Genomic DNA, 20,141 nt, shown 5'->3' with positions numbered 1-20,141 from the left:
CGCCTACAGTCGGAGGGTGCCGATGCCGCAGACCCGAGCCAGCTACCACCACGGCGGCCTTCGTGACGCGCTGCTCGCCGCCTGCGTGGCGCTCATCGAGGCGGAGGGCATCGCCGCGGTGAGCCTGCGCCGGGTGGCCCGCGATGCGGGGGTGAGCCCGGGCGCGCCGTACCACCACTTCCCGGACCGCTCCGCGCTCTTCGCCGCGATCGCGGTGCAGGGTCATCAGCTGCTGCTGGAGCGCCTGCGGGCGGCCCGTGAGGCGGCGCCCACCGCGGTGCGCGGGCTCGGCGCGATCCTGGAGGCATATGTCGCCTTCGCCCGCGAGCACCCCGGCCACCTGCACCTGATGCTGCGCAGCGAGCTGTCCACCTCGTCGCAGGTGCCCGAGGCCGCCCACGCCGGCGAGGCGGCGATCCAGCTGCTCACCGAGACCGTGCAGGACTGCCAGCGCGAGGGCTCGGCCCCGGCCGGCGACCCGGAGCCCCTCGTGGCCGCCGTCTGGGCGCTCGCGATCGGCATCGTGACGCTGTGGCTGGACGGCCCCCTGGAGGGGCGGTGCGTGCAGCTCGGCACCACGCCCGAGGCGCTGACCGCGCGCATCACCGCCCTGCTGGAGTCACTCCTGGCCGGAAGCGCGGCCTAGCGCAGGCGCACCGGTCAGTCGCGGGGCAGCAGCGGGCCGAGCGGGCCGAGGTCGATGTTGAGGTCCTCGGGGCGCAGGCCGAAGTGCTCGCGGAGCTCGGCCATGCGTTCCTCGAGCGCCATGAGCGTGAGCCCGATCCGCTCCACCTGCTCCGCGGAGAGGTCGCCCACGTCGACCCGGCGCAGCGCCTGTCGTTCGACGAGCTGGCGCAGCAGCTCCACGACGGTGAGCACGAGCGAGGCGAAGCCGCGTTCGACGGAGTCGCGGTCGAGGTCGATCCGCCCGTCCCGGGGAAGGTCGTTCACCGTGACCCCCTCCCTTCTGGGACCATGCCGCTGACCGTGCCTTCGACCGTGCCTTCGACCGTGCCCTCGACCGTGCCCTCGACCGCGCCCTCGACCGTGCCCTCGACCGCGCCTTCGACCGCGCCGCCGACCGTGCCGCCGGACGCGGTCGAGACCGACGAGACCAGGGCGCGCAGCGACACGCGGACCAGGTCGACCTCGGCGATGGCGATCGTGACGTCGCCGGCGACGACGACCCCGGTGGTCAGCACCCGGTCGAGCAGGTCGACGAGGGCGACCTCGCGCGAGTGGACGGCGTCGCTCACGCGGGTCCGCCGGCGTGCACGGGGGCGTCACCCGGCACGCGGTCCGGGTCCGACGGTTCCGCGCCGAGCGCGGGGACGAACGAGTACGGCGGCCACGGCCCCGTGAGCCGCAGCGTGATCGTTGGGTACCGGGCGGCAAGGGCGTCGACGGCCGCCGCGAACGCCGCGGCCCGCTCGTCGGGCACCAGGTATGCGCCGTTGAGCACCATCGCCTCCGGTTCGCCGGTCAGCCGCCGGTCCTGCGGCGCGTGCCGGTGCGCCCCGTCCGCCCGGCGGGCCAGCTCGGCGTGGGCCGCGTCCGCGTCGCGGGCCGCCTCGTCGTGGCGCCGGTCGCGGGCCGACAGTTCGGCGCGGCGGCGCTCCAGGTACGCGGTGCCCGCCCCGCCCGCCCTGGTCTCGGGCACGGGCGCCGGGCCGCCGCGCACGTACCCCTTGACGCCCCACTCGGTCCGCCCGGTCACGCGGTCCAGCGCACCGGTGAGCCCGGCGGCGTGCCGGACGAGGGTCGCGGTGATGCGAGCCTCGTCACGGCACACCGTGGCGAGCCCCGCGGGCACGACCGGGGCGGCCGAGGCGAGCGCCGCCACGACCCGGTGATGCTCGACCGCGGTCCGCGCCACCCATTCCGCGTCCTCCAGGCGAGCCTGCAGGGCGCCGGCGTCGGACAGCCCGGCCGGTGCGGTGCTGACGAAGGCGCAGAGGCCCGCGGCGTGGACCGCGCGGACCGGTGCGTCACCGATGCCGGTGACCTCGACGGGCACGCTGTCGCGGGCGACGGCGTACAGCCACAGCAGCCCTCCCTCGCTCACCGCCACAGCACCTCCATCTCACTCACCGCTCGTCGCCGCGCCGGCGGCTGCGGCTGCGGGGACGAGCCTCCCCGTCCGCCGGGTACCGGTCGTTTTCGGCCGCCTGGTGCGCGGGCTCCACCGCGGGCCGGCCCGCACGCCGGTCACCGCCCGGTTCGACCGCCGGCCGGGCAGACTGCCCGAGGTCGTCGGGCCCGAGGTCATCACGCTCTCGGTCGTCGCGGCCGAGAGCCTCGCGGCGCGCGTCGCCGCGCTCGACCGCCCTGCGGCTGGACGAGGACAGCCACGGATCGGTCTCCCACCAGTCGATGCCGAGCTGCCGCGCCGTGTCGACGGACGCGATGACCAGCCGCAGCTTGAGGGTGAGCAGCTCGATGTCGAGCAGGTTGACCTGGATGTCGCCGGCGATCACCAGACCCCGGTCCAGGACCCGCTCGAGGATGTCGGCGAGGTTCGTCGGCTGGTGCCCGGTGCCGAGCGCGGGGGCGGGGCCCATGCCTGGTGAGGCCACCATGTCAGCTCACCTTCGCATCGGTGCTGCCGCGCAGGTACCGGCGGTCCCGGTGGCACGCCAGCAGTTCGCCGTCATCGTCGAGCTCGACGAGGTACAGCCCGAGCATGTCGGCCGATGACGGGATGCGACGCTCCTCGACGACCTCGACGCCGACGACCCAGCCGCCGTCGTCGGCCGGTTCGACAGACACGACGCCCAGCGTCTCCTTGCCGGTCAGCTGGCCGACCTCGTCGACCGCGAGACGGGCGATGGCGCCGGCCGGGAGCGGGTCGGGACGGGCCTTCGCCCGCCGTTCGCGCGGTTCGGTGCTGGAGGGTGTCATGCTTCTGCCTTCCGGTCGTTCAGCCGGTCGACCGGGAGGTGACCCGGTCGAGGATCTCCTGCTCGGCGGCGCGCCGCTCGTCCTCGCTCAGCTCGCCGCGGGCCACCGCCTCGTCCAGCGCCTCCAGCTGCCGGCGCAGCCCCTGCGGGCTGTACAGCTCCTGCTCCGCCTGCTCCAGCAGCAGCTCCGCGATGGCGGTGACCGCTCGTACGGGCGCCAACGGCAGCGTGAGGATCGTCAAGAGCAGGCCCATGGCTCAGTCGTCCCGTGCCAGGGCCAGCCGGTTGACGAAGTCATAGGGTGCCGCCGGGCCGAGACTGCGCATCTCGACCCGCCCGCTCCACCCGTCGGCGAGCTCGGCGAGCACCGCGTCGAACTCGGCGCGGTGCGCCTGCTCGACCAGCACGGGCAGGTGCACGGCGTCCAGGTCGTGGGTCGGCTCCGCCACGACGAGGTCCTCCACGACCTTGCCGATCCGGTCGACGGCGGTCCGGGTGTCGGCCTGCCGCATCGCCTCGATCGCGGCGTTGATGCGCTCGCCCAGGGCCATGCGCTGCTGCGTGGTCTCCTGTTCCGGCCGTCCCTGGATGTACTCGCGCAGCTGCCGCGCGTCGGAGTCGGTGTCGAGGATCTCGGCGAGCACGGCGTCCTCGATGTACCGGCCGCGCACCACGTACTCCACGCGGCCCTCGAGCCGGTCGAGCAGCGGGGCGATCATGTCGTGCTGGTCGGCCAGCAGCTGCCGTATCGCCTCCGCGTCGCGCAGCACCGTGCCGAAGCGGACCGGGAGCACCGGCGCCACGGCCGCGGTGCCGTCCAGCAGCCGCTGGTAGGCGGTCAGGTCGTCGGGCCGGCCGAGCGGGCGGTCGAGCGGGACGTCGCTCACCAGCGCGGTCAGGTCGTCCTCGGTCACCGTGGTGACGTCGGCCGGCGGGCTGCCCACGCCCTGGGCGCTGCCGGTCGGCTCGACGTCCGACGGCACCACGCCGTAGAGCATCATGCCGACCCGCGGTGCGGTGGTGTCGGTGGCCACGTCAGCCTCCTCTGCGTCGCCGCGGCCGGTCGCGGTCTTCTTCGCCCGGGCCGGCGATCTGCTCCAACATGTCGCCCGCCTTGGACAGGATCTTCTCGCCGGCGCCTTCGATCGCGCGCTTTCCGGCGTGCCCGGCCATCGCGCCCTTGGCGCCGCCGACCATGTCGGACAGGCCGCTGCCTTCCTGCGACTTCAGGTCCAGCCGGTTGGCCGCCTCCGCGAACCGGAGGTATGTGTCGACGCTGGCGACGACGACACGCGCGTTGATGGTCAGGATCTCGATGCCGACCACCGCGACGCTGACGTGCGCGTCGATCACCAGTCCTTTGTCGAGAATGGTGTCAATCACGTCGGCGAGCGACGAGGACTGCCCGCCCCCGCCACCGGCCTGCACGACCGACATGCTCGCTCACCCCCTCGCGCTGCTGCGCTTGCGGCGGTCGCCGGGTTCGGGGCCGCGGCGGTCGCGGGTCTCGGCGCCGGTCCGGCGCGGCACGGCGCGACGCCGGGGGCGCGCCTGCGGCGCCTCCTCCTCGTCGCCCTCGTCCTCGCCGCCTTCTTCCGCCTCGGCCCGGGTCTCGTCGCCCTCTTCCTCGGTTTCGCCTTCTTCGGTTTCGCCCTCTCCGGTCTCGCCCTCTCCGGTCTCGCCCTCTCCGGTCTCGCCTTCTTCGGTCTCGCCTTCTTCGGTCTCGCCCTCTTCGGTCTCAGCCTCGCCGGTCTCGTCCTCGGCGCGCTCGCCCTGCTTGCCGGAGTCCGGCTCCTCTTGCTGCTCCTGCTCCTCGCGTTCGCGCTCCTGCTGCATGGCGGTCTCGTGGTCCAGGACCACCTCACCGTCGCGGATGATGCCGCGCCAGCCATCGACCTCGTCGGGGTTCAGGATCGTCTGCGTCATCGTGTGCCGCACGAAGTGCTTGAACTCCAGCCGGGCCCGCCGTCCCTGTGCGCGCCAGAGGTTGCCGGTGCGCTCGAAGAGCCCCTTCGGGTAGTACTCGAGGACGAGCACGATCCGGGTCAGGGTCGGCGTGAGGGCGTGGAACGACACGGCGCCGTTGACGTAGCCCTTGGCGCCCTTGGACCGCCAGACGATGCGCTCGTCGGGCTCCTGCAGCACGATGTTGGACTCCCAGTCGCGGTGCGACAGGAAGATCTGCGCCCGCCAGTGCAGCTTGTCCTCGTCCTGCCGTTCGACCTTCTCGACCTTCTTCGTGAACTTCGGGAACTCCTCGAACGACGTCCACTGGTTGTAGGCGACCCGGATCGGCACGCCGACGTCGGCCCATTCAAGGATGCTGGTGACCTTGAGCTTGCGGGTCGCGCTGCGGCCGCCACCGAACAGCTTCTTGATCTTCGCCCAGCCGCCGGCCAGGCCGCCCTTCGCCGCCGCCTTCATCGGCGAGCCGCCACCGGCGAGCTCCTCGGCACCTTTCGCCGCCGCCACCAGCTTCGGGCTGCCGCTCTGCTCGGCGTACTCGTTGAGCCGGCCGGTGAGGTCGCCGATCTTGCCCTCGACCCGGTCCTGCACGGCCGTGAGGGCCCGGCGGCCCAGCGCGCCGGCGAAGTTCTGCAGCTCCTGCACCAGCAGCCGGGACAGGTGGGCACCGATCCCGCCGCCGGGGGCGCCGCGCGTTTCGCTGGTCATCGTCTTGCCGTGGCGCGCCGGCGACGGACCGGCGGCTCGGGTTCGGACTCGGGCTCCTCTTCGGTGCCCTCGTCTTCGGTGGCCTCGTCACGCGCCTGTCGCGGACGGGATCGGCGGGCGGCGGGCCGGGGCGGCGGTGCCTCCTCGGGCTCCTCCAGCTCCTCGAACTCCTCGTCCTCGAACTCGGCGTCGTAGTCCTCGTCACGGCCGCGGTCCTCGTCACGGCGAGCGCCCTTCCGGCCCGCCGAACGCAGCGCATCGCTGCGCTCCCGGAGCCGGTCGCTGACGGAGTCGATGCGCTGCGACACGGCGGTGCGGGCGGCCGACCGGCCGGCGTCGACGAGCGGGCGGGCCAGACCGGACAGCTGGCCGAGTGCCGCGGAGCCGCCGACGAGCTTCCGTCCGCGAGCCACCAGCTCGGTCGGGTTGCCGCTGAAGCGCCCAGCCGCCGCGGCGGCACCGAGCAGCATCGCCATGCGCAGTTTGCGCCGCCGGCCGAGCACGTATCCGACCATGATCGCCAGCGTGACCTGCAGTGCTCGTTTCATGATGCGACCCTCCGGGCGCAGTTCGCGGGTGGTAGCGCCCTTGGGCCGCCCTACCCGGATCTCGGGCGGCAAACCAGCCCGCACCGATTCGCTCGGGATCGCCCCCGGATGGCCGCCGCCGGACCGGCAGCCAGGTCTCGATGGTCTCCCTGGCTCGGCGTCGGCGGCGCCTGCCCTCGCCCGGTGACGGCCCGGCCTCTTCCCCGGAGGCCGAGCCGTCGCCGCTACTGCTGGAAGCGCCAGGTCTGGTTCGACTGGGCGGTGCCGCAGTCCCAGATGATGAGCTGCGTGCCGTTCGCGGTCCCCCAGGCGTCCGCGTCCAGGCACTTGCCGGACTGCGGGTTGCGCAGAAGCTCGCCCGCGAACTGCCACTGCTGGGCGCCGTTGCTCAGGCACGTCCACAGCTGCACCTTGGTGCCCGCGGCGGTGCGCCCGCCGGCCACGTCGAGGCACTTGCCGGTCCTGCTGTTGACCAGGGCCCCGCCCTGCCACCGCCAGCGCACCTCCGGGCCGCCGTGGCAGTCCCACAGCTGGACCTTCGTGCCGTCGGCGTCGCGACCGCCGGAGACGTCGACGCAGCGGTTCGAGCCGGCGCCGACGATCATCTGGCCGGTGGGGGTGTCGACGACACCGCGCCGGTTGCCGCGGCTCCACGCCTTCAGGCCGAGGCCGAGGTTGCCGGGGATCGTGCTGTTGAGGTAGTCGCGGTACCAGCCGAGCCAGTACGGCAGCCCGCTGCTGTTCTGGTTGTAGCCGTGCGCCTCGCCGGCGTGCACCTCGACCTCGCCGGGCACGTGCAGCTGCTGGAAGTAGAACTGCTCCCCCAGCTGGTGCAGCATCTCGTGCACCCAGCCGGCCAGGGCGTCCTGGTTGTAGCCGAGGTCGTCGCGGGCGTTGATGCTCGTCCAGCCGGTGTTGTACGGGCCGGGCGAGCCGCTGGAGAAGTATGCGTGCGGGCGGAACGCGTTGTAGACGAACACGCCGTCCCATTCCTGTGGGTGGACGTACTGCGCGACGTCGTCGGGCACGTTGCCCGGCTCGACCATCAGCCCCTGGTAGCCGATCGACGTGAGCGGCCGGGGCGACACGACGACCTGCGTGTTCATGTCGACGGTGCCGCCGGTGAGGTCCTCGACCATCCGCGGGAACGTGCTGAGGAACGCGGTCCGGGCCGCGTCGATCTGCGCCTGGCTCAGCGTGGCGGTCAGGCCGGGCACCTGCGACACGGGCTTGACGATCATCAGGAAGCGGAGCGAGACGGCGGGAGCCGCGGCGGCCTCCGCGGCCGGCATCGCCACCGCACCGCCGTACGCCAGCAGCAGACTCAGGACCGCGACGAACATTCGCGTCGATCTGCGTCGGGCTCGATGCATGGACAACCTCCGATCGGGTGACAGCCAGCATCGGCTTCCGCGCGGCACGCTCCAAAGGGGTTTCGCAAAGGTTTCGATGCCGCGACCTGCGACGCGGCCACTCGTTGAGCCCGCGGAGCCGACGCGAAGGAGGCAGTCGATGGATCCGCAGCACGCCGACGTGTACCGCTACTGCGTGGTGCTCGCGTGCGGTGACGAGCCCCTGGCGCGGTCCGCGACCGAGGCGGCGCCGCCCGGCGCGACGGGCTTCACGGTCGCGCGCGACGCGGTCAGGGAGGGGCTGCGGCAGCGCCCGGCGCCGACCGCCGCGACGGGTGACGCCGCCGCTCTCGTACTGTATTCGGCGCGGCCCCTGATCGAGGAGCACCACTGGAATCTGCTCGCGCTGGTGGTCCCGGAGTACGCGGAGCGGCCCCGCCATCGCCAGGTCGACCTGGCGGGAGTCGCCGCGGTCCTGGGCAAGAAGGTCGACGTCACCCGGAGGGCGGTCGACCGGTTGGTGGAGCCCGGCGGTCTGCTGGAGCTCGCCCTGTTCACGGCCGCCGCCGCGGCGGACCCTGCGACCGGCTGCCCCGACCTGCCCGCCGTCATCGCCGCCGCCAGCACGAAGCGCCTGCGCCCCGCCGTCCGCAAGGCCGTGGCCGCGCACCTTCCCACGTGCGCGACGTGCACCTCGGCGCATCAGACCCGGCCCACCGCCCTCGCCGTGCTGAGCGAGTTCCCTCTCCCGGAGATGCCCGCCGAGCCCACCCTCCCGGAGGTGCCCGCCGAGCTCACCGAACCAGGCGACGCCCCGGATCCGGCCGGCCTCGCCGAGTCTGACGTGCCGGACCCGGCCGGGCTCGTGGAACCTGACGTGCCGGACCCGACGGAGCGCGTCGACCTTGCCGCGTCGGTCGCGGCGCCGGCATCGGAGCCCGACGCGGACGACATCACCGTCGAACTGCCGCCGCAAGTCCCGGCGGCACCGGAGCGCGAGCCTGAGCCGGCTGTCTACTACGTGACGCCGGCCGTCGCGGCAGCTCGGCTGCCGTTGCTGCGGCGGCCGCCCGTACTCCTGGCCGTCGTCCTCGTCCTGCTCGCCGGCGCCGCCGTCGCCGGCGTCTTCGGCCTGCGGAGCGGAACACCGAAGGGGCAGGCCTCGGCGAGCGACGCCACCACCCCGGCAGCACCACCGTCCGCCGTCGCGGCACCGGGTTTGATGGTGCCGGCCTCGCCCAGCGCCGGTCGTACACCTGCTGCATCGGGACATGCGAAACCTTCGACGGCCGCGTCGGCATCGCCGGTCGCCTCCGTGCCCGCCGCCGGTGGCGTGCCGCTCGTGCCCGCGGCGGACCGGCTCCGCGAGGTGCTGCCGCTGACGGTGAAGGCGCCCGGCTGCCCGGGGCAGACGTTCGGCGGGTCGTGCTACTCGATCCAGCCGTTCACGCTGCCGCTGGAGGTGGCCGTGCCGGCCGGCTTCGACGAGGCACGGCTGGCGGACGCCCTCCAGTGGACCGTTCGGACCGAAACGGTCCTCGGCCCGGTCGCGTTCCACGGCCGCGGCAACCACGCGCGGATCAGGGTCACCGACAACGGCCAGGCCACCCCGCCCACGGTGTGGGTCGTGCAGGCGGCCCTGACCGTCAACGGCGAGACCCACCTGAGCGACGAGGTCACCCTGCGGGTCTACGCGACCACCTGAACGGACCGGTGCGGCCCACCCGTGTCCAGGTGGGCCGCGCCGCGGGGTTCGTTACTGCGGCAGGATCCAGACCTGGGCAGTGGTGTTGGGGACGCAGTCGTAGATCTGCACAGCGCTGCCGTTGGTGGTGTTGCCGTTGATCAGGTCGAGGCAGCGGCCTGAGGCGGGGTTGACGAGGGTGTTGTTGGGGCCGCGGCGCCAGGTTTGGGCCGGGGTGCCGTTGCAGGTGTAGAGCTGGACCTTGGTGCCGTTGGCGGTGCCGCCGCCGGTGATGTCGAGGCACATCGAGGTGGTGCTGTGCAGCATGCCGTCGTCGAGGAGTGCCCAGGTCTGTGCGAGGGGCACGTTGGCGGTGCAGTCCCAGATCTGGATGGGGTTGCCGTCGGCCATGGTGCCGCTCCTGTTGTCCAGGCACTTGCCGGCGTAGCCGGAGCGGACGAACCCGATGCCGGTGGCGTCGAAGGTCCAGGACTGGTTGGGGCTGCCGTTGCAGGTGGCAATCCGCAGCTGGGTTTCTGCTGGGGTGGGTGCGTCGAGGCAGCGGCCGGTGCTGCGGTGGATGAGGCTGTTGTTGGGGCCGGGTCGCCACATCTGGGTTGCTGTCGGGCTGCAGTCGTAGAGCTTGACCTGGCTGGAGTTCGGGAGGGGGCCGCCGGCGTCGGCGCACTTGCCGAGGATGCGCAGGCTGCCGTCGGCGGACATGGTCCACATCTGGCCGCCGAGGCCGGTGTTGCAGCGGTAGGTGCGGATCGGGTTGGAGTTGGTGGCGTAGCCGTTGGCGTTGTCGAGGCAGAGGCCGCCGGGCAAGCCGGACCTGACCAGGCCGGTGGTGCCTGTGGTGGTGGTGACGGCGGGGGCGAAGGCGCCGGTGCCGGTGTTGAGGTTGGCGTTGATGGCGCCGAAGCGGATGTCGCTCCACAGGTCAGGTTTGCCGTCGAGGTTGATGTCGGCGCCGGTGATCACGTAGGCCGAGCTGCCCGGGAAGCCTGACGCGGAGTACGTGACGGTGGTGCTGCCGGCGGCGCCGGCGAACACGCCGCCGGCGGTGTTCCCGGTGACGAGGTCGACCATGCCTGTGCTGTTGGTGCGGACGAACAGTGCGGGCTCGGCGCCGGAGTGCGCGGCGGTGATGGTTTTGCCGGTCCAGCCGGTGCTGATCAGGATCGGGTTTTCGTAGGCACCGGGTGGGAAGCCGGGCGGGTAGACGTAGAGGGCGTCGCCGACGATGACGTACAGGTCGGGCAGCGGTGAGCCGGTGATGCTGGGCAGCGGCGAGGCGGCGATCTGGTCGACGACCTGGTTGCCGTCGGTGCCGTCGACCTGCGGCAGCAGCAGCTTGATCCGTTCGAGGGGGTCGAACGTGCCGCCGTCGCCGTAGGCCGGGATGACGAACACGTTGCCGTCGGCGTCGCTACGGGTGCTGGGCAGCGTGACGAGGAGGTCCTGGGCGCCGTCGCCGGTGAGTTCCAGGGCGCTGACGCTGGTGCCGGTCCAGTCCGTGACGGTGCCGGTGCTGTAGGCGCCGCTGGTGCCTTCACCGCCGACCTGCGTTGGTGCGGCGAGGTGGCCGGCGTTGTCGGTGCCGGCGTACAGCCAGGCGCCCAACAGCGAGTCGCCGGCGACGGAGACGACGTCGGGTTTGCCGTCGCCGGTGAAGTCACCGAACGCGGCGGGTTGGGCGGGCGCGTCGGTCGTGAAGCGGTAGGCCGTTACGGGGCTCGCGTTGCCCGCGCCGTTGATCGCGTACACGTAGAGCACATTGGGCCCGAAGCGCCGCGGGGTGAGGCTCACGCTCGTCGGTGTCGTCCCGCCGGCCGCGGGCAGCAGCGTGCCGCCGCGGAACGGCCCGTAGCCGCCGGGGATGACCGCCGGCGCCATCGGCGGCGCTATCACCCACGGCCTGGACGTCGCGGCCGGTAGGGCCGATGGCGGCGACGTGCTCGGCTGGGTCGGCGCCATCGGCAAAGGCGCGGTCATCGGCGCTGCCATGGGCGCCGGGGGCGCCCTAGCTGGGGCCGCGGCGTACGGCGGAGCCGTGGCCTGGACCTCGGGTCAGGGCGTCAAGGCCACCGGGCAGTGGGCGTTCGCGGCCGGCAGGGCGGCCCTCAGCAAGGGCGGCGGCGCGGCTGGAGCCGGCGGCAGCAGCGCCGCTCCCAAGGTGTCCGCAAGGCCACCGTGACCTGGAAGAACCAACACGCCGCGATCGAGATTCGGTACGGACCGTTCAAGATGAAGACGGAGCGCCTCGGCGGGATCGGTGACGACGTCACCGAACCGGTCTTCTCCGACAGTTACATGAACGGCGGACGCACATACGAGGTGGACGTTCCCAACGCCGAGGCAGCAATGCGGCGCCAGTTCTGGTCGACCCTTGAGACCCATGGCCCCTACCATCTGGAACGCAATAGTTGCGCAACATACTGCGGAGATATCTTGCGCGCTGGCGGTCTCGACGTCCCGGGAACATCATTCGCGCTCGGCCAGTGGCTGGTCAAGAACGCTAGAAGGTTGTCGTGACCAACGCCCGGAAGTTGTGGTGAACACTGTGAGCATTCGAGAGACACGGGACATGTCGCTGCCGGAGCTGTTGGCGGAGATCGCGGCCTCGCCCATGGCCGGGGCGTCCCTTGTCGCGGCTGCGGACGATCTAAGGGCCGAAGATCGACGTTTCAACCGATGGGTCTACGGAAGGAAGGGGTCGGCGCACACCGTTGAGATGTGGCACCTCGCCGCACTGGCGGACAGACTGCACGACGACGTCGAGACAGCCTGGAACACGTTCCGGGCCGCCACCACCGACGAGGTACGGGACGCTGAGCGAATCGCCCTTGAAGCTCTCCTGCGACGCCTGCACACGGAGCAGCGGGAGATCATCACGACCGGCGTCAACACCTACCGGGATCCCGACATGCCAGATGAGATCAACGACTGGGACTGAGCATGTGAACGTGCGGGCCGCGGCGGACAGACCGCCGCGGCCCACCTGGCTCACGCGATCTGGGTCAGCTTCCACCAGTTGAGGCTGAATCCACCGGTCGATGCATAAAGCCCGAACTGGTGCGTGCCGGCGGGCACCTCGACCTCCCGGGACACCGTGCGCCACTGGGTGGTGCCGCCGGTGTTGGGCAGGGTCACCTCGCCGAGTGGGGTGGCGCCGGCGTTGATGTCCAGCGAGAGCCGGGCGTTGCTGGCCGCGGTCGCGATCCGGTACTCCACCAGGTAGCGGGCCGGCTTGGGGACGTTCACGTTGCCGAAGGCGATCCAGTCGCCGGTGTCGAAGGCCGTCGCCTGGCCGCCGCCGGTGTCGCTGGTGGCGGCGGTCGTCACGCCGTTCATCAAGGTGTACGCCTCGGCCTGGAAGGTGCGGGTGTGGCAGCCGCCGGACAGCTCGCAGATATCCCCACGGGTGTTGGATACTTTCAGGTCGTCGTACCAGATCCAGGAGTCGTTGGCGGGGGCGAACGAGGCGGTGGCGCCGCCCGCGAACGAGGAGAAGTACGCCTTGTCGACCTGGTCGGCGTTGGTGACGAAGCGCAGCCCGCGGATCGAGGCGGCCTGGACGCCGTTGTACCAGATGTCGATCTCACCGTCGGCGTTGGCGGAGCCGGCGGTGACCGTGTTGACCCGCAGCCGCTGGACCAGGTTCACCCATTGGCCGCGCGGGTAGTAGATGAGCGAACCGTCGGGGCGGGTCAAGTCGACGAAGTCGCCGTACTGGCCGGCGTGGCCCATGTGGTAGTAGTAGATCGCGGCCTTCCCGCCGGAGCGCCAGATCATGCGCGAGCTGAAGCCGTTGGTGCCGTCGCACACCTGCCCGCCGGAGCACGACCCGCCGCCGGCGAGCCCGAGGCCGACCTTCCCGGCGAACTCGGTGGTCCCCCAGCTGAAGTCGCTGCTGAAGCGCACCCAGTAGGACAGGTAGTACTCGCGGCCGCGGGTCAGCTGCAGCGGTGCCTGCGCGCCGGAGTCGGCCGGGCCGATCTTGCCCTTCGGGTAGAACACCCGCAGGGACTTGCCGCCGGTGTGGCTGAAGTTGTAGCCGTCGATCCAGGTGCGGGTGCTCATGCCCTGCTCCCACGGGGCCGTCCACCCGTCCTGGGCCCAGGCGCCCAGCGTGTAGGCGGTGCCCCGCTCGGGGCGTTCGAAGGTGTTGTACCGGAGGCTGCTCGTCGCCGCCGACGCGGCGGGGGTGACGGCGGGCACCGCCGCGGCGGCGATCAGCAGCAACGCCACGAGAACCGTTCTTCGCATGGTCGCTCCTTTGACTCAAAGGTTGCGGACGAGGGTGCTTCCCCAGGCGTGGCGGTGCGCCTCGGTGAAGCCGAGCGCGGTGTAGAAGGCGACCGCTCGGGTGTTCGCCTCCGCCACGCCCAGGTGCACGCCCGCGACGCCACGCCCTTGGAGCGCCGCGAGCACCGTGTCCATGAGCCGCCGGCCGCAGCTCTGCCCCTGCAGCCGCCGCGCCACCTTGATGTGCAGGTGCGCGGGGTGCGTGTCGAACCACGGCCGGTGCGGTCCCGCCGGCGCGAACATGCCGGGTGGGTAGCGGCGGCGGAGCCGGGGCCACCAGTGCGCGTCCAGCCACTGGTTGAAGCGCACCGTGTCGGCGGTCGCGGACACGTAGCCGCCGACGCCCGCGTCGTCCTCGACGACGAACGTCAGGCCCGGGTCGGCGGCGAGGTACGGCCCGGCGTACACGTGGCCGGGCAGCTTGTCGTCGAACGGTCGCGGCGGTGTGCCGAGACCGGTCGCGTCGGTGGTCGCGCAGACGCGGTACACCGCGGCGAGGTCGGCGCGGCGGCCCGCGCGTACCCGGGCGGTCATGACCGGCACAGGGAAGCCGGCCGGCCGCTCGCGGCGGAGGCGTAGATGGCCAGGACGGTGGCGACGACCGAGCGGCCGTAGTCGCCGCCGACCTCGGGCGGGCGGTGGCCGCGGCAGGCGGCGACGAAGTCCGCGAGCTGCGCGGCGAACGCCTCCCCCGTCCCGCCGCCCGGCGCCATGACCTGGGTCTCGGGGGCGCCGTCGCGGCTCGCCCAGGTGCCGTCGGTCGACGACCAGCGCAGCGCGCCGCGGGAGCAGACGACGGTGGTCTCGTCGTGGAAGCGGCCGGCGGCGCTGGTGAGCAGGAAGCCGGCCGCGACGCCGCTGGACAGCGTCACGGAGCCCATCGCGTCGGTCTCGACGGCGTGGCCGTCGCGGTGCCACACGCGGGCGGTCGCCGACTCGGCGGTGCCGTCGCCGGCCCACTGGATGCGGTCGAGGCCGTGGATGCCGACGTTCATCACGATGCCGCCGCCGGCCATCACCGGATCGAAGAACCAGCCGGGGCGCGAGCCGCGCTGGTAGTGGGCGGTGCGGTGATGGTGGATCGCCAGGACGTCGCCGAGGTCGCCGGAGCGCAGGAGCCGGGCGACGCGGTGCGCGGCGGGGTCGAACCTGACCACGTGCCCGACGGCGAGGACGACGCCGGCGGCCGCGCACGCCTCGATCATCGCGGTGCAGTCGGCGACGGTCGTGGCCATCGGCTTCTCGACGAGGACGGGCACGCCGGCGGCGGCCGCGTCCAGGGTCATGCCGGCGTGCAGGGCGTGCGGCGCGGTGATGACGACGCCGTCGAGTGGTTCGCGGGTCAGCATCCGGCGGTGGTCGGTGTAGGCCGTAGCGCCAGTGCCCGCCGCCGCCTGTACCGCGGCCGCCTCGTGGATGTCGCAGACCGCTGTCACCCGGACTCCGGGCACGGCGCGCGCCGCTTCCAGATGGAGCGCCGCGACGATGCCGGTGCCGATGACCCCTAGCCGGAACTCGCTCATGCGCGCGCCCGAGCGGAAGGCCGACGGACGCGCGGCGGGGTGCAGGAGCCGCGGACGGTGAGGCGGGGCTGGAGCTCGATACGGTGCGCCGGGGTGGTGGGGTCGTCGACGAGGCGCAGCAGCAGGTCCGCGGCGAGCGCGCCGAGCTCCGCGCGGGGCGGGGCGACCGCGGTCAGCGGCGGGTCGACGAGCTCGGCCACGTCGTCGTCGTACGCGACGAGCGACAGCTCCGAGGGCACCCGCAGCCCGATCCGGCGGGCCGCCGCGAGCAGCGCCGCCGCGTCGCGGTCGCCGTGGCAGAAGACGGCGGTGACGCCGGCCGCGCGGCAGGTCGCGGCGTAGGCGTCGATCTGCGCGGGCGTCCACTCCTCGTGCAGCACGCGCGCCTCCGGCACGGCGACGGCACCGAGCGCGGCGGCGGCACGGTCGAAGCCCTCGGTGACGACCGCGGAGTTGCCGGTGCGGATGCGGCCGAGAAGTCCAACACGCGTGTGACCGAGGCTGACCAGGTGCCGGATCGCGGTGTGTACGCCGCCGAGGTGGTGCGTGGTCACGAACGACACCGGGTCGTCGGGGTCCGGCCGCGGCGGGCGGCGCTCGACCAGCACGTACGGGACCGGCAGCCGCCGCAGCGCGTCGACGTGTGCCTGCGGGTCGTCGGCGACGTGCAGGTTGGGCACGAGGATGAGCCCCTCCACGCCGCTGCCCAGCATCCGCCGGATCTGGGTGCGTTCCAGGTCGGGGCGGTTCTCCGAGCTGGCGAGCATGACGCCGGTGCGGGCGGCGGTCAGCGCCCGTTCGATGCCCTCGATGACCTTCGGGTAGTAGTACGACGTCGACGGCACCACGACCCCGACGGTCCGGCGGGATCCGGTGGGGACGCTCGCGACGTACGTGCCGGACCCCTGCCGCCGCACGACGACGCCCTCCGCGACCAGCAGGCCCACGGCTCGGCGGACGGTGTTGATGCCGACGCCGTGGCGGGTCGCGAGCTCGGCCTCGGTCGGCAGCCTGGCGCCGACGGGCTGGCCGCTGTCCGCGATCCAGCGCCGCAGCCGGTCGGCGACCATCTCGGTCTTGAGACCCTGGTGCGCAAACATTCCATCATGGAATGAATCGGCGTCCGCCTCTGTCATGCGGAAATGATGCGACCGCGGGCGAACGGACGTCAATCAAGCTGGCACTTCGTGGAATGTATTCAACCTATGGACACCACCCTGGCCCACGCCGGCGGCACGATGGGCTCGACGTCCGGGTCGTCCTCGTCCCAACCCGTCTCCCGGGGGAACAGGCCGACCACGGTCCGGCACGGCGGGCGCACCTCGGGCCACGGCGTCTGCCCGTCGGTGAGCGCCACCACCACGTCCGGACGGGGTGCAGTCCGCAGGGCCCGCTCAAACCCGGCCCGCAGGTCCGTCCCGCCGCCGCCGATCAGCGGGATCCCCTCGGCCCGGCACAGCGCGTGCGCGAGCCCGGCCGCCGCGTCGCAGGACAGCACCCGGACCAGGTCGCGGCGGCCGCCGACGGCCCGGCCGATCGCGGCGACCTCCAGCAGCGCGCTGCCGAGCTCGGCGTCGCTGACCGAGCCCGACGTGTCGATGATGATGCTGACCTGCGGCGGGCGGCGGCGCAGGCTCGGCAGCACCACGCCGGGCAGGCTCGCGGAGCGCCGTGCGGGCCGCCCGTACGTGTAGTCGTCGCCACCCGCCGCGCCGGCCACCGCGGCGCGGACCGCGGCGCCGAGCAGCTCCCGCCACGGCTGTGGCGGGTGGAACGCCACCTCCGCCCAGCGCTGCCAGCCCTTCGGCACGTCGCCGGGGCGGGCCCTGATCGCCTGCGCGACCCGGAACCGGACCGCGTCCAGCTCGTGGCCGCTGAGCCCGTGCGCGCCGTCCGGGCCGAGGTCCCACGGCCGTTCGAGGCCGTCGGCGCCGCTGCCGCAGTCCAGCCACGCGAGGCCGCCCGTACGCGGCCCGAGCCGGAACTGCCGCAGGTAGTCCTCCATCAGCTCGCCGTCGCGCAGCCCGAGGTCGGCGGCGGCGACGGCGCCGGTGGGGCGGGCGAGGCCGTCGCCGTACACGTCGTCGTTGATCTCGCAGTCGGCGGCGATGTTCATCCGCAGCCGGTCGCCGGCGCCGTGCAGGCCGCGCACCCGGGCTACCCGGTCGCCGCGGCCGTGGTGGTCCCGCAGCAGGTGCGCGACCTCGTGGACCCACACGCCGGCGAGCTCCTCGACCGGGGTCCGCGCCACGAACGCCGGCGACGCGTAGCAGCGCCACTGCCGGTCGACGGCCATCGTCGGTACCCGCCGCGACTCGACCACGTGCAGCGCGAACAGCGCCGTCGCGAGGTACGGCCGGACCCGCGCGGCGAGCAGCCGGGCCGCGTACAGCTTCCCGGTGTCCAGCGCCACCGGGCCGCCCACGACGGACGCCTCGGCGGAGTCGCGCGCCATCAGGCGGCCACCGCCCGCTGCGACAGCGACACCGCGCCGGCGAGGCGTTCGATCAGGTCGGGCACGTCCCAGTCGGCGCGGCGCTGCGCGGCGAGCGTCGACGCCGGCACCACCACGAGGTCCGGGGCGCCGGTGTCGACGGCGGCGGCCAGGATCGCCCACGCCGCGTCCCACCGGTCCTTCGACGGCTGCCGGCGGACCGCTTCGACGACGCCGTCGAGGGCCGCCTGCCGCAGGTCGCCGCGTTCCGGCAGGACCGCCGCGGCCGGGTCGGCGAGCAGCGTCTCCGGGTCCGGCAGGTCCATCCGGTCGAGGCTCGCGAGGAGCTCCAGGCCCGGGCCGTCGCCGACGGTGCCGCGGACCAGCATCGAGAGCACGTCGCGGGACGTGCCGGCGGCGACGGCGAACGCGGTCAGCCGCAGCGCCATGTCCCAGCTGCGCGGCGACGGCCACGGACCGCCGCGGCGCGCCTCGCTGCCGGGCAGCTGGTGCACCAGCCGGGGCCGGGCGGTGAGCAGCCCGCACACGGCCCGGCGGGCGAACGCCACCGCCTCGGTCAGCTTCCGCGGATCCAGCCGGGGCAGCGACGCGCGCGGCCAGGTGCCGCCGAGGCCGCGGACGACGACGTCGTGGTCGTGCACCCACTGCAGGTGCACGAAGCGGTTCGCGAGCGGCGCGGACAGCTCCCACCCGTCGGCGGCGGACGACCGCGGGTTGGCGGCCGCCACGATCCGCACACCCGGCGGCAGGCGAAGGGCGCCGACGCGGCGCTCCAGCACCAGACGCAGCAGTGCGGCCTGCACGGCCGGCGGCGCGGTGGACAGCTCGTCCAGGAAGAGCAGGCCGCGGCCGGCGTGCACCAGGCGCACCGCCCAGTCCGGCGGGGCCATCGGCACGCCCTGCACCGCCGGGTCGTCGCCGACGACGGGCAGCCCCGAGAAGTCCGACGGCTCGTGCACGCTGGCGATGACGGTGGTCAGTGGCAGGTCGAGCGCCTCGGCGAGCTGGGTGAGGGCGGCCGTCTTGCCGATGCCGGGCTCGCCCCACAGCAGGACCGGCAGGTCGGCGGCGACGGCGAGGGTCAGCGCCTCCAGCTGCGTGTCGGTGCGCGGCTCCGTCCCGGTGTCGTGCAGCAGCGCGAGCAGCTCGGCGGCGACGTCGAGCTGATCGGTGAACGAAGCGGTGACCGGAGAACTGAACGAGGACATGAGGCATCACCATTCGGGGAGAAGTCGTGATCCGGCCTCCGGATGAAGGCCGGCGGTGCACCGGAGCAGCCCGGCGCAGGGCTGGAGACGTGCGATGGGTCAGCGGCGCGCGGCGCGGCGTTCGGGTGCGGGGCGGGTGCGGGACAGGCCGGCGCGGAACAGCCCGTGCGCGACCTTGCGCAGCGCCGCGTCGTCGAGGGTTTCCCGCAGCGCGCCGTGCCGCAGCAGCGCATCGGGGCCGAGCAGCCCTTCCACGACGGCGAGCGCGCCTTCGGTGTCGCCGTGGTCGAGCCGCGCCCGCACGTCGGGGAGGCACTCCGGCCGGCGGTGCGCCTCGTCGATCGCTTGCAGGCACGCCAGCGGGGTCCCGCCGAGCGCGGCGAGCAGTTCTTCCCGGCGCACCTCGGCGGGGTCGTGGTCGAGCGCGACGAGCGTGCCGCCCACGAGCCCGATCCGGTGCCGCTCGCCCCTGCACTCGACGACCCGCGGCGTGCTCGGGTCGTCGTCGCGGCGGGTGTACGACGCCGGCCGGCCGGGCGCGAGCGCCGCCGCGACGAGCGGGTGCAGCCCGTCCGCGCCGATGAGCCCTTCGCGCAGCAGCTCCACGTCGGGCAGGACCCACGTCGCGGCGTCGGGCAGCACTGGTCCCCCGCCGCCGCGCCCGCGGGCCCGCGCGATGCGGGGCTCGGCGCCGTCCGCGACGGTCACGACGAACCGGTGCCGGGCCCCGAGCCGCACGGTCACCGCACCGCCGGCGCACGCGTCCGCCCGCAGCAGGATCCCGGCCTCGTCGGCCCACCGGTCGGCCGCCGCACTTCCCGCCGCCGCGAAAGGTGAAGCCGCCCACCGGTCGACCGAAGCCGCCGCCACAGCCGAAGCCGAAGCCGCCCACCGGTCGGCCGACGCCAAGGCCGAAGTCATGGCCTCGGCGGGCTCCGGGGGCGGCGCCGGACCGGTGGCGCCGTGGCCGGCCCTGGTCCGCAGCTCCCCCGCCCGGCGCGCGTCCCACAGGTGCCGGTGCAGGTCGAGCCGGAACCGCGGATCGGGATGCGGGTGCGGATGCGGCGCGCCGGTCCGCCGCGCCCCCTCCCACAGTGCGAGGCTGATCCGCTGCCCCGCGCCCGCCCACGCCGGCGGCGTCCGGACCACCAGGTGCACCGGGCCGTGCCGGGCGAGGGAGATGGTCAGCCCCGGCCGCAGCAGGCCGTCCGGCGCGATCCGCGGCATGTGCCAGCGCAGCAGGTCGGGGGCGAGATGGCGCAGGTCGGCCCGGATCGACGCGGCCAGCGCCGCACCACCTGCCCGAGCGACTGCCTTGAGGTCGAGATCGACGTCGACCCGCGCCGCGGCGCACGCCCCGGCCCAGTCGCCGGCGTGCCGGCGGGCGGTCGCTGACTCGATCATTGATTGCGGCACGGCGAACTCGCGCACGCGCTGCCAGAACGTTCGGCGGGTGTCCCCAGTCGCGTCAAGGATGTGCATCAGCA

The 20,141-nt window shown here is 73.5% G+C and carries 24 protein-coding genes; 5 read left to right on the top strand and 19 right to left on the bottom strand.

What is annotated here, in order from left to right; genetic code table 11:
* Positions 1-22 precede the first annotated feature (22 nt).
* Positions 23-646: a TetR/AcrR family transcriptional regulator gene (locus ABD332_RS42645; protein WP_344509756.1), complete on the top strand. Its 624-nt coding sequence runs from the start codon at positions 23-25 to the stop codon at positions 644-646.
* 14 nt (positions 647-660) lie between these two features.
* On the opposite strand, the gene ABD332_RS42640 is transcribed toward ABD332_RS42645, so the two are convergent.
* The 11 genes from ABD332_RS42640 to ABD332_RS42590 form a co-directional block, all read right to left on the bottom strand.
* Positions 661-951: a gas vesicle protein K gene (locus tag ABD332_RS42640; protein WP_344509651.1), complete on the bottom strand. Its 291-nt coding sequence runs from the start codon at positions 949-951 to the stop codon at positions 661-663.
* Positions 948-1,256 (bottom strand): gas vesicle protein, encoded by a 309-nt coding sequence (locus ABD332_RS42635; RefSeq protein WP_344509649.1) that lies wholly within the window; start codon positions 1,254-1,256, stop codon positions 948-950. The genes ABD332_RS42640 and ABD332_RS42635 overlap by 4 nt, the downstream gene beginning before the upstream one ends.
* Positions 1,253-2,065 (bottom strand): GvpL/GvpF family gas vesicle protein, encoded by an 813-nt coding sequence (locus tag ABD332_RS42630; protein WP_344509647.1) that lies wholly within the window; start codon positions 2,063-2,065, stop codon positions 1,253-1,255. Before ABD332_RS42630 ends, ABD332_RS42635 begins: the two co-directional genes overlap by 4 nt.
* Positions 2,066-2,087: 22 nt before the next feature.
* Positions 2,088-2,579, bottom strand: a complete 492-nt coding sequence (locus ABD332_RS42625; RefSeq protein ID WP_344509645.1) for a gas vesicle protein — start codon at positions 2,577-2,579, stop codon at positions 2,088-2,090.
* 1 nt (position 2,580) lies between these two features.
* Positions 2,581-2,901: a gas vesicle protein GvpO gene (gene gvpO / locus ABD332_RS42620; RefSeq protein WP_344509643.1), complete on the bottom strand. Its 321-nt coding sequence runs from the start codon at positions 2,899-2,901 to the stop codon at positions 2,581-2,583.
* 19 nt (positions 2,902-2,920) lie between these two features.
* Positions 2,921-3,154: a gas vesicle protein GvpG gene (locus ABD332_RS42615; protein WP_344509641.1), complete on the bottom strand. Its 234-nt coding sequence runs from the start codon at positions 3,152-3,154 to the stop codon at positions 2,921-2,923.
* 3 nt (positions 3,155-3,157) lie between these two features.
* Positions 3,158-3,934 carry a GvpL/GvpF family gas vesicle protein gene (locus ABD332_RS42610; RefSeq protein ID WP_344509639.1) on the bottom strand — a complete coding sequence of 259 codons (777 nt, stop codon included), beginning with the start codon at positions 3,932-3,934 and terminating at the stop codon, positions 3,158-3,160.
* Between the two features lies 1 nt (position 3,935).
* Positions 3,936-4,337, bottom strand: a complete 402-nt coding sequence (gvpJ, locus tag ABD332_RS60230) for a gas vesicle protein GvpJ (protein WP_425552381.1) — start codon at positions 4,335-4,337, stop codon at positions 3,936-3,938.
* Positions 4,338-4,343: 6 nt separating this feature from the next.
* Complete coding sequence (locus ABD332_RS42600) at positions 4,344-5,573, bottom strand: SRPBCC family protein (RefSeq protein WP_344509637.1); 1,230 nt, start codon at positions 5,571-5,573, stop codon at positions 4,344-4,346.
* Positions 5,570-6,121 carry a hypothetical protein gene (locus ABD332_RS42595; RefSeq protein ID WP_344509635.1) on the bottom strand — a complete coding sequence of 184 codons (552 nt, stop codon included), beginning with the start codon at positions 6,119-6,121 and terminating at the stop codon, positions 5,570-5,572. The genes ABD332_RS42600 and ABD332_RS42595 overlap by 4 nt, the downstream gene beginning before the upstream one ends.
* Positions 6,122-6,345: 224 nt before the next feature.
* Positions 6,346-7,464, bottom strand: a complete 1,119-nt coding sequence (locus tag ABD332_RS42590) for an RICIN domain-containing protein (RefSeq protein WP_344509633.1) — start codon at positions 7,462-7,464, stop codon at positions 6,346-6,348.
* Between the two features lie 169 nt (positions 7,465-7,633).
* Between ABD332_RS42590 and ABD332_RS42585 the strand changes: the two genes are divergently transcribed.
* The gene (locus ABD332_RS42585; protein WP_344509631.1) at positions 7,634-9,178 is read left to right on the top strand and encodes a hypothetical protein; all 1,545 of its coding nucleotides are present in this window, start codon (positions 7,634-7,636) and stop codon (positions 9,176-9,178) included.
* Positions 9,179-9,229: 51 nt separating this feature from the next.
* Here the strand turns inward: ABD332_RS42585 and ABD332_RS42580 are convergent, their stop codons facing one another.
* A complete protein-coding gene (locus tag ABD332_RS42580) occupies positions 9,230-11,056 on the bottom strand; it encodes a ricin-type beta-trefoil lectin domain protein (protein ID WP_344509628.1) in 1,827 nt (608 codons plus the stop codon).
* Between ABD332_RS42580 and ABD332_RS42575 the strand changes: the two genes are divergently transcribed.
* From ABD332_RS42575 to ABD332_RS42565, 3 genes are read left to right on the top strand one after another with little or no spacing between them, the layout of a single operon-like run.
* Positions 11,040-11,357 carry a hypothetical protein gene (locus ABD332_RS42575; protein WP_344509626.1) on the top strand — a complete coding sequence of 106 codons (318 nt, stop codon included), beginning with the start codon at positions 11,040-11,042 and terminating at the stop codon, positions 11,355-11,357. The two genes, ABD332_RS42580 and ABD332_RS42575, sit on opposite strands and share 17 nt — an antisense overlap.
* Positions 11,354-11,695 (top strand): hypothetical protein, encoded by a 342-nt coding sequence (locus ABD332_RS42570; protein ID WP_344509624.1) that lies wholly within the window; start codon positions 11,354-11,356, stop codon positions 11,693-11,695. Before ABD332_RS42575 ends, ABD332_RS42570 begins: the two co-directional genes overlap by 4 nt.
* Positions 11,696-11,723: 28 nt before the next feature.
* Positions 11,724-12,116, top strand: a complete 393-nt coding sequence (locus ABD332_RS42565; RefSeq protein WP_344509622.1) for a hypothetical protein — start codon at positions 11,724-11,726, stop codon at positions 12,114-12,116.
* Between the two features lie 50 nt (positions 12,117-12,166).
* Here ABD332_RS42565 and ABD332_RS42560 read toward each other — a convergent pair whose 3' ends face one another.
* The 7 genes from ABD332_RS42560 to ABD332_RS42530 all read right to left on the bottom strand — a co-directional run bounded on the left by ABD332_RS42560 (position 12,167) and on the right by ABD332_RS42530 (position 20,136).
* Entirely contained in the window at positions 12,167-13,429 is a 1,263-nt protein-coding gene (locus ABD332_RS42560; protein WP_344509620.1) for a carbohydrate-binding protein, read from the bottom strand.
* A gap of 15 nt (positions 13,430-13,444) precedes the next feature.
* Positions 13,445-14,002, bottom strand: a complete 558-nt coding sequence (locus tag ABD332_RS42555) for a GNAT family N-acetyltransferase (RefSeq protein ID WP_344509619.1) — start codon at positions 14,000-14,002, stop codon at positions 13,445-13,447.
* On the bottom strand, positions 13,999-14,991 hold the full coding sequence (locus tag ABD332_RS42550; protein WP_344509617.1) for a Gfo/Idh/MocA family protein: 993 nt from the start codon (positions 14,989-14,991) through the stop codon (positions 13,999-14,001). Before ABD332_RS42550 ends, ABD332_RS42555 begins: the two co-directional genes overlap by 4 nt.
* Positions 14,988-16,091 (bottom strand): GntR family transcriptional regulator, encoded by a 1,104-nt coding sequence (locus ABD332_RS42545; protein ID WP_344509615.1) that lies wholly within the window; start codon positions 16,089-16,091, stop codon positions 14,988-14,990. Before ABD332_RS42545 ends, ABD332_RS42550 begins: the two co-directional genes overlap by 4 nt.
* A gap of 98 nt (positions 16,092-16,189) precedes the next feature.
* Positions 16,190-17,446 (bottom strand): vWA domain-containing protein, encoded by a 1,257-nt coding sequence (locus ABD332_RS42540; protein ID WP_344509613.1) that lies wholly within the window; start codon positions 17,444-17,446, stop codon positions 16,190-16,192.
* Positions 17,446-18,654 (bottom strand): AAA family ATPase, encoded by a 1,209-nt coding sequence (locus tag ABD332_RS42535; RefSeq protein ID WP_344509611.1) that lies wholly within the window; start codon positions 18,652-18,654, stop codon positions 17,446-17,448. Before ABD332_RS42535 ends, ABD332_RS42540 begins: the two co-directional genes overlap by 1 nt.
* A 99-nt stretch (positions 18,655-18,753) precedes the next feature.
* Entirely contained in the window at positions 18,754-20,136 is a 1,383-nt protein-coding gene (locus ABD332_RS42530; RefSeq protein ID WP_344509609.1) for a hypothetical protein, read from the bottom strand.
* Positions 20,137-20,141 lie beyond the last annotated feature (5 nt).

Origin of the sequence: Dactylosporangium maewongense, assembly GCF_039531485.1 — a bacterium.
Taxonomy (GTDB): domain Bacteria; phylum Actinomycetota; class Actinomycetes; order Mycobacteriales; family Micromonosporaceae; genus Dactylosporangium; species Dactylosporangium maewongense.
The sequence above is the reverse complement of the archived record's forward strand: the minus strand, read 5'-3'. Positions and strand labels throughout refer to the sequence as shown.

Coding starts and splice junctions, on each gene's coding strand:
- ABD332_RS42645 (WP_344509756.1), top strand. CDS start 23: ATGCCGCAGACCCGAGCCAGCTACCACCACGGCGGCCTTCGTGACGCG.
- ABD332_RS42625 (WP_344509645.1), bottom strand. CDS start 2,579: ATGGTGGCCTCACCAGGCATGGGCCCCGCCCCCGCGCTCGGCACCGGG.
- gvpO (WP_344509643.1), bottom strand. CDS start 2,901: ATGACACCCTCCAGCACCGAACCGCGCGAACGGCGGGCGAAGGCCCGT.
- ABD332_RS42615 (WP_344509641.1), bottom strand. CDS start 3,154: ATGGGCCTGCTCTTGACGATCCTCACGCTGCCGTTGGCGCCCGTACGA.
- gvpJ (WP_425552381.1), bottom strand. CDS start 4,337: ATGTCGGTCGTGCAGGCCGGTGGCGGGGGCGGGCAGTCCTCGTCGCTC.
- ABD332_RS42600 (WP_344509637.1), bottom strand. CDS start 5,573: ATGACCAGCGAAACGCGCGGCGCCCCCGGCGGCGGGATCGGTGCCCAC.
- ABD332_RS42595 (WP_344509635.1), bottom strand. CDS start 6,121: ATGAAACGAGCACTGCAGGTCACGCTGGCGATCATGGTCGGATACGTG.
- ABD332_RS42590 (WP_344509633.1), bottom strand. CDS start 7,464: ATGTTCGTCGCGGTCCTGAGTCTGCTGCTGGCGTACGGCGGTGCGGTG.
- ABD332_RS42585 (WP_344509631.1), top strand. CDS start 7,634: ATGGATCCGCAGCACGCCGACGTGTACCGCTACTGCGTGGTGCTCGCG.
- ABD332_RS42575 (WP_344509626.1), top strand. CDS start 11,040: ATGACCGCCGGCGCCATCGGCGGCGCTATCACCCACGGCCTGGACGTC.
- ABD332_RS42580 (WP_344509628.1), bottom strand. CDS start 11,056: ATGGCGCCGGCGGTCATCCCCGGCGGCTACGGGCCGTTCCGCGGCGGC.
- ABD332_RS42560 (WP_344509620.1), bottom strand. CDS start 13,429: ATGCGAAGAACGGTTCTCGTGGCGTTGCTGCTGATCGCCGCCGCGGCG.
- ABD332_RS42555 (WP_344509619.1), bottom strand. CDS start 14,002: ATGACCGCCCGGGTACGCGCGGGCCGCCGCGCCGACCTCGCCGCGGTG.
- ABD332_RS42550 (WP_344509617.1), bottom strand. CDS start 14,991: ATGAGCGAGTTCCGGCTAGGGGTCATCGGCACCGGCATCGTCGCGGCG.
- ABD332_RS42545 (WP_344509615.1), bottom strand. CDS start 16,091: ATGTTTGCGCACCAGGGTCTCAAGACCGAGATGGTCGCCGACCGGCTG.
- ABD332_RS42540 (WP_344509613.1), bottom strand. CDS start 17,446: ATGGCGCGCGACTCCGCCGAGGCGTCCGTCGTGGGCGGCCCGGTGGCG.
- ABD332_RS42535 (WP_344509611.1), bottom strand. CDS start 18,654: ATGTCCTCGTTCAGTTCTCCGGTCACCGCTTCGTTCACCGATCAGCTC.
- ABD332_RS42530 (WP_344509609.1), bottom strand. CDS start 20,136: ATGCACATCCTTGACGCGACTGGGGACACCCGCCGAACGTTCTGGCAG.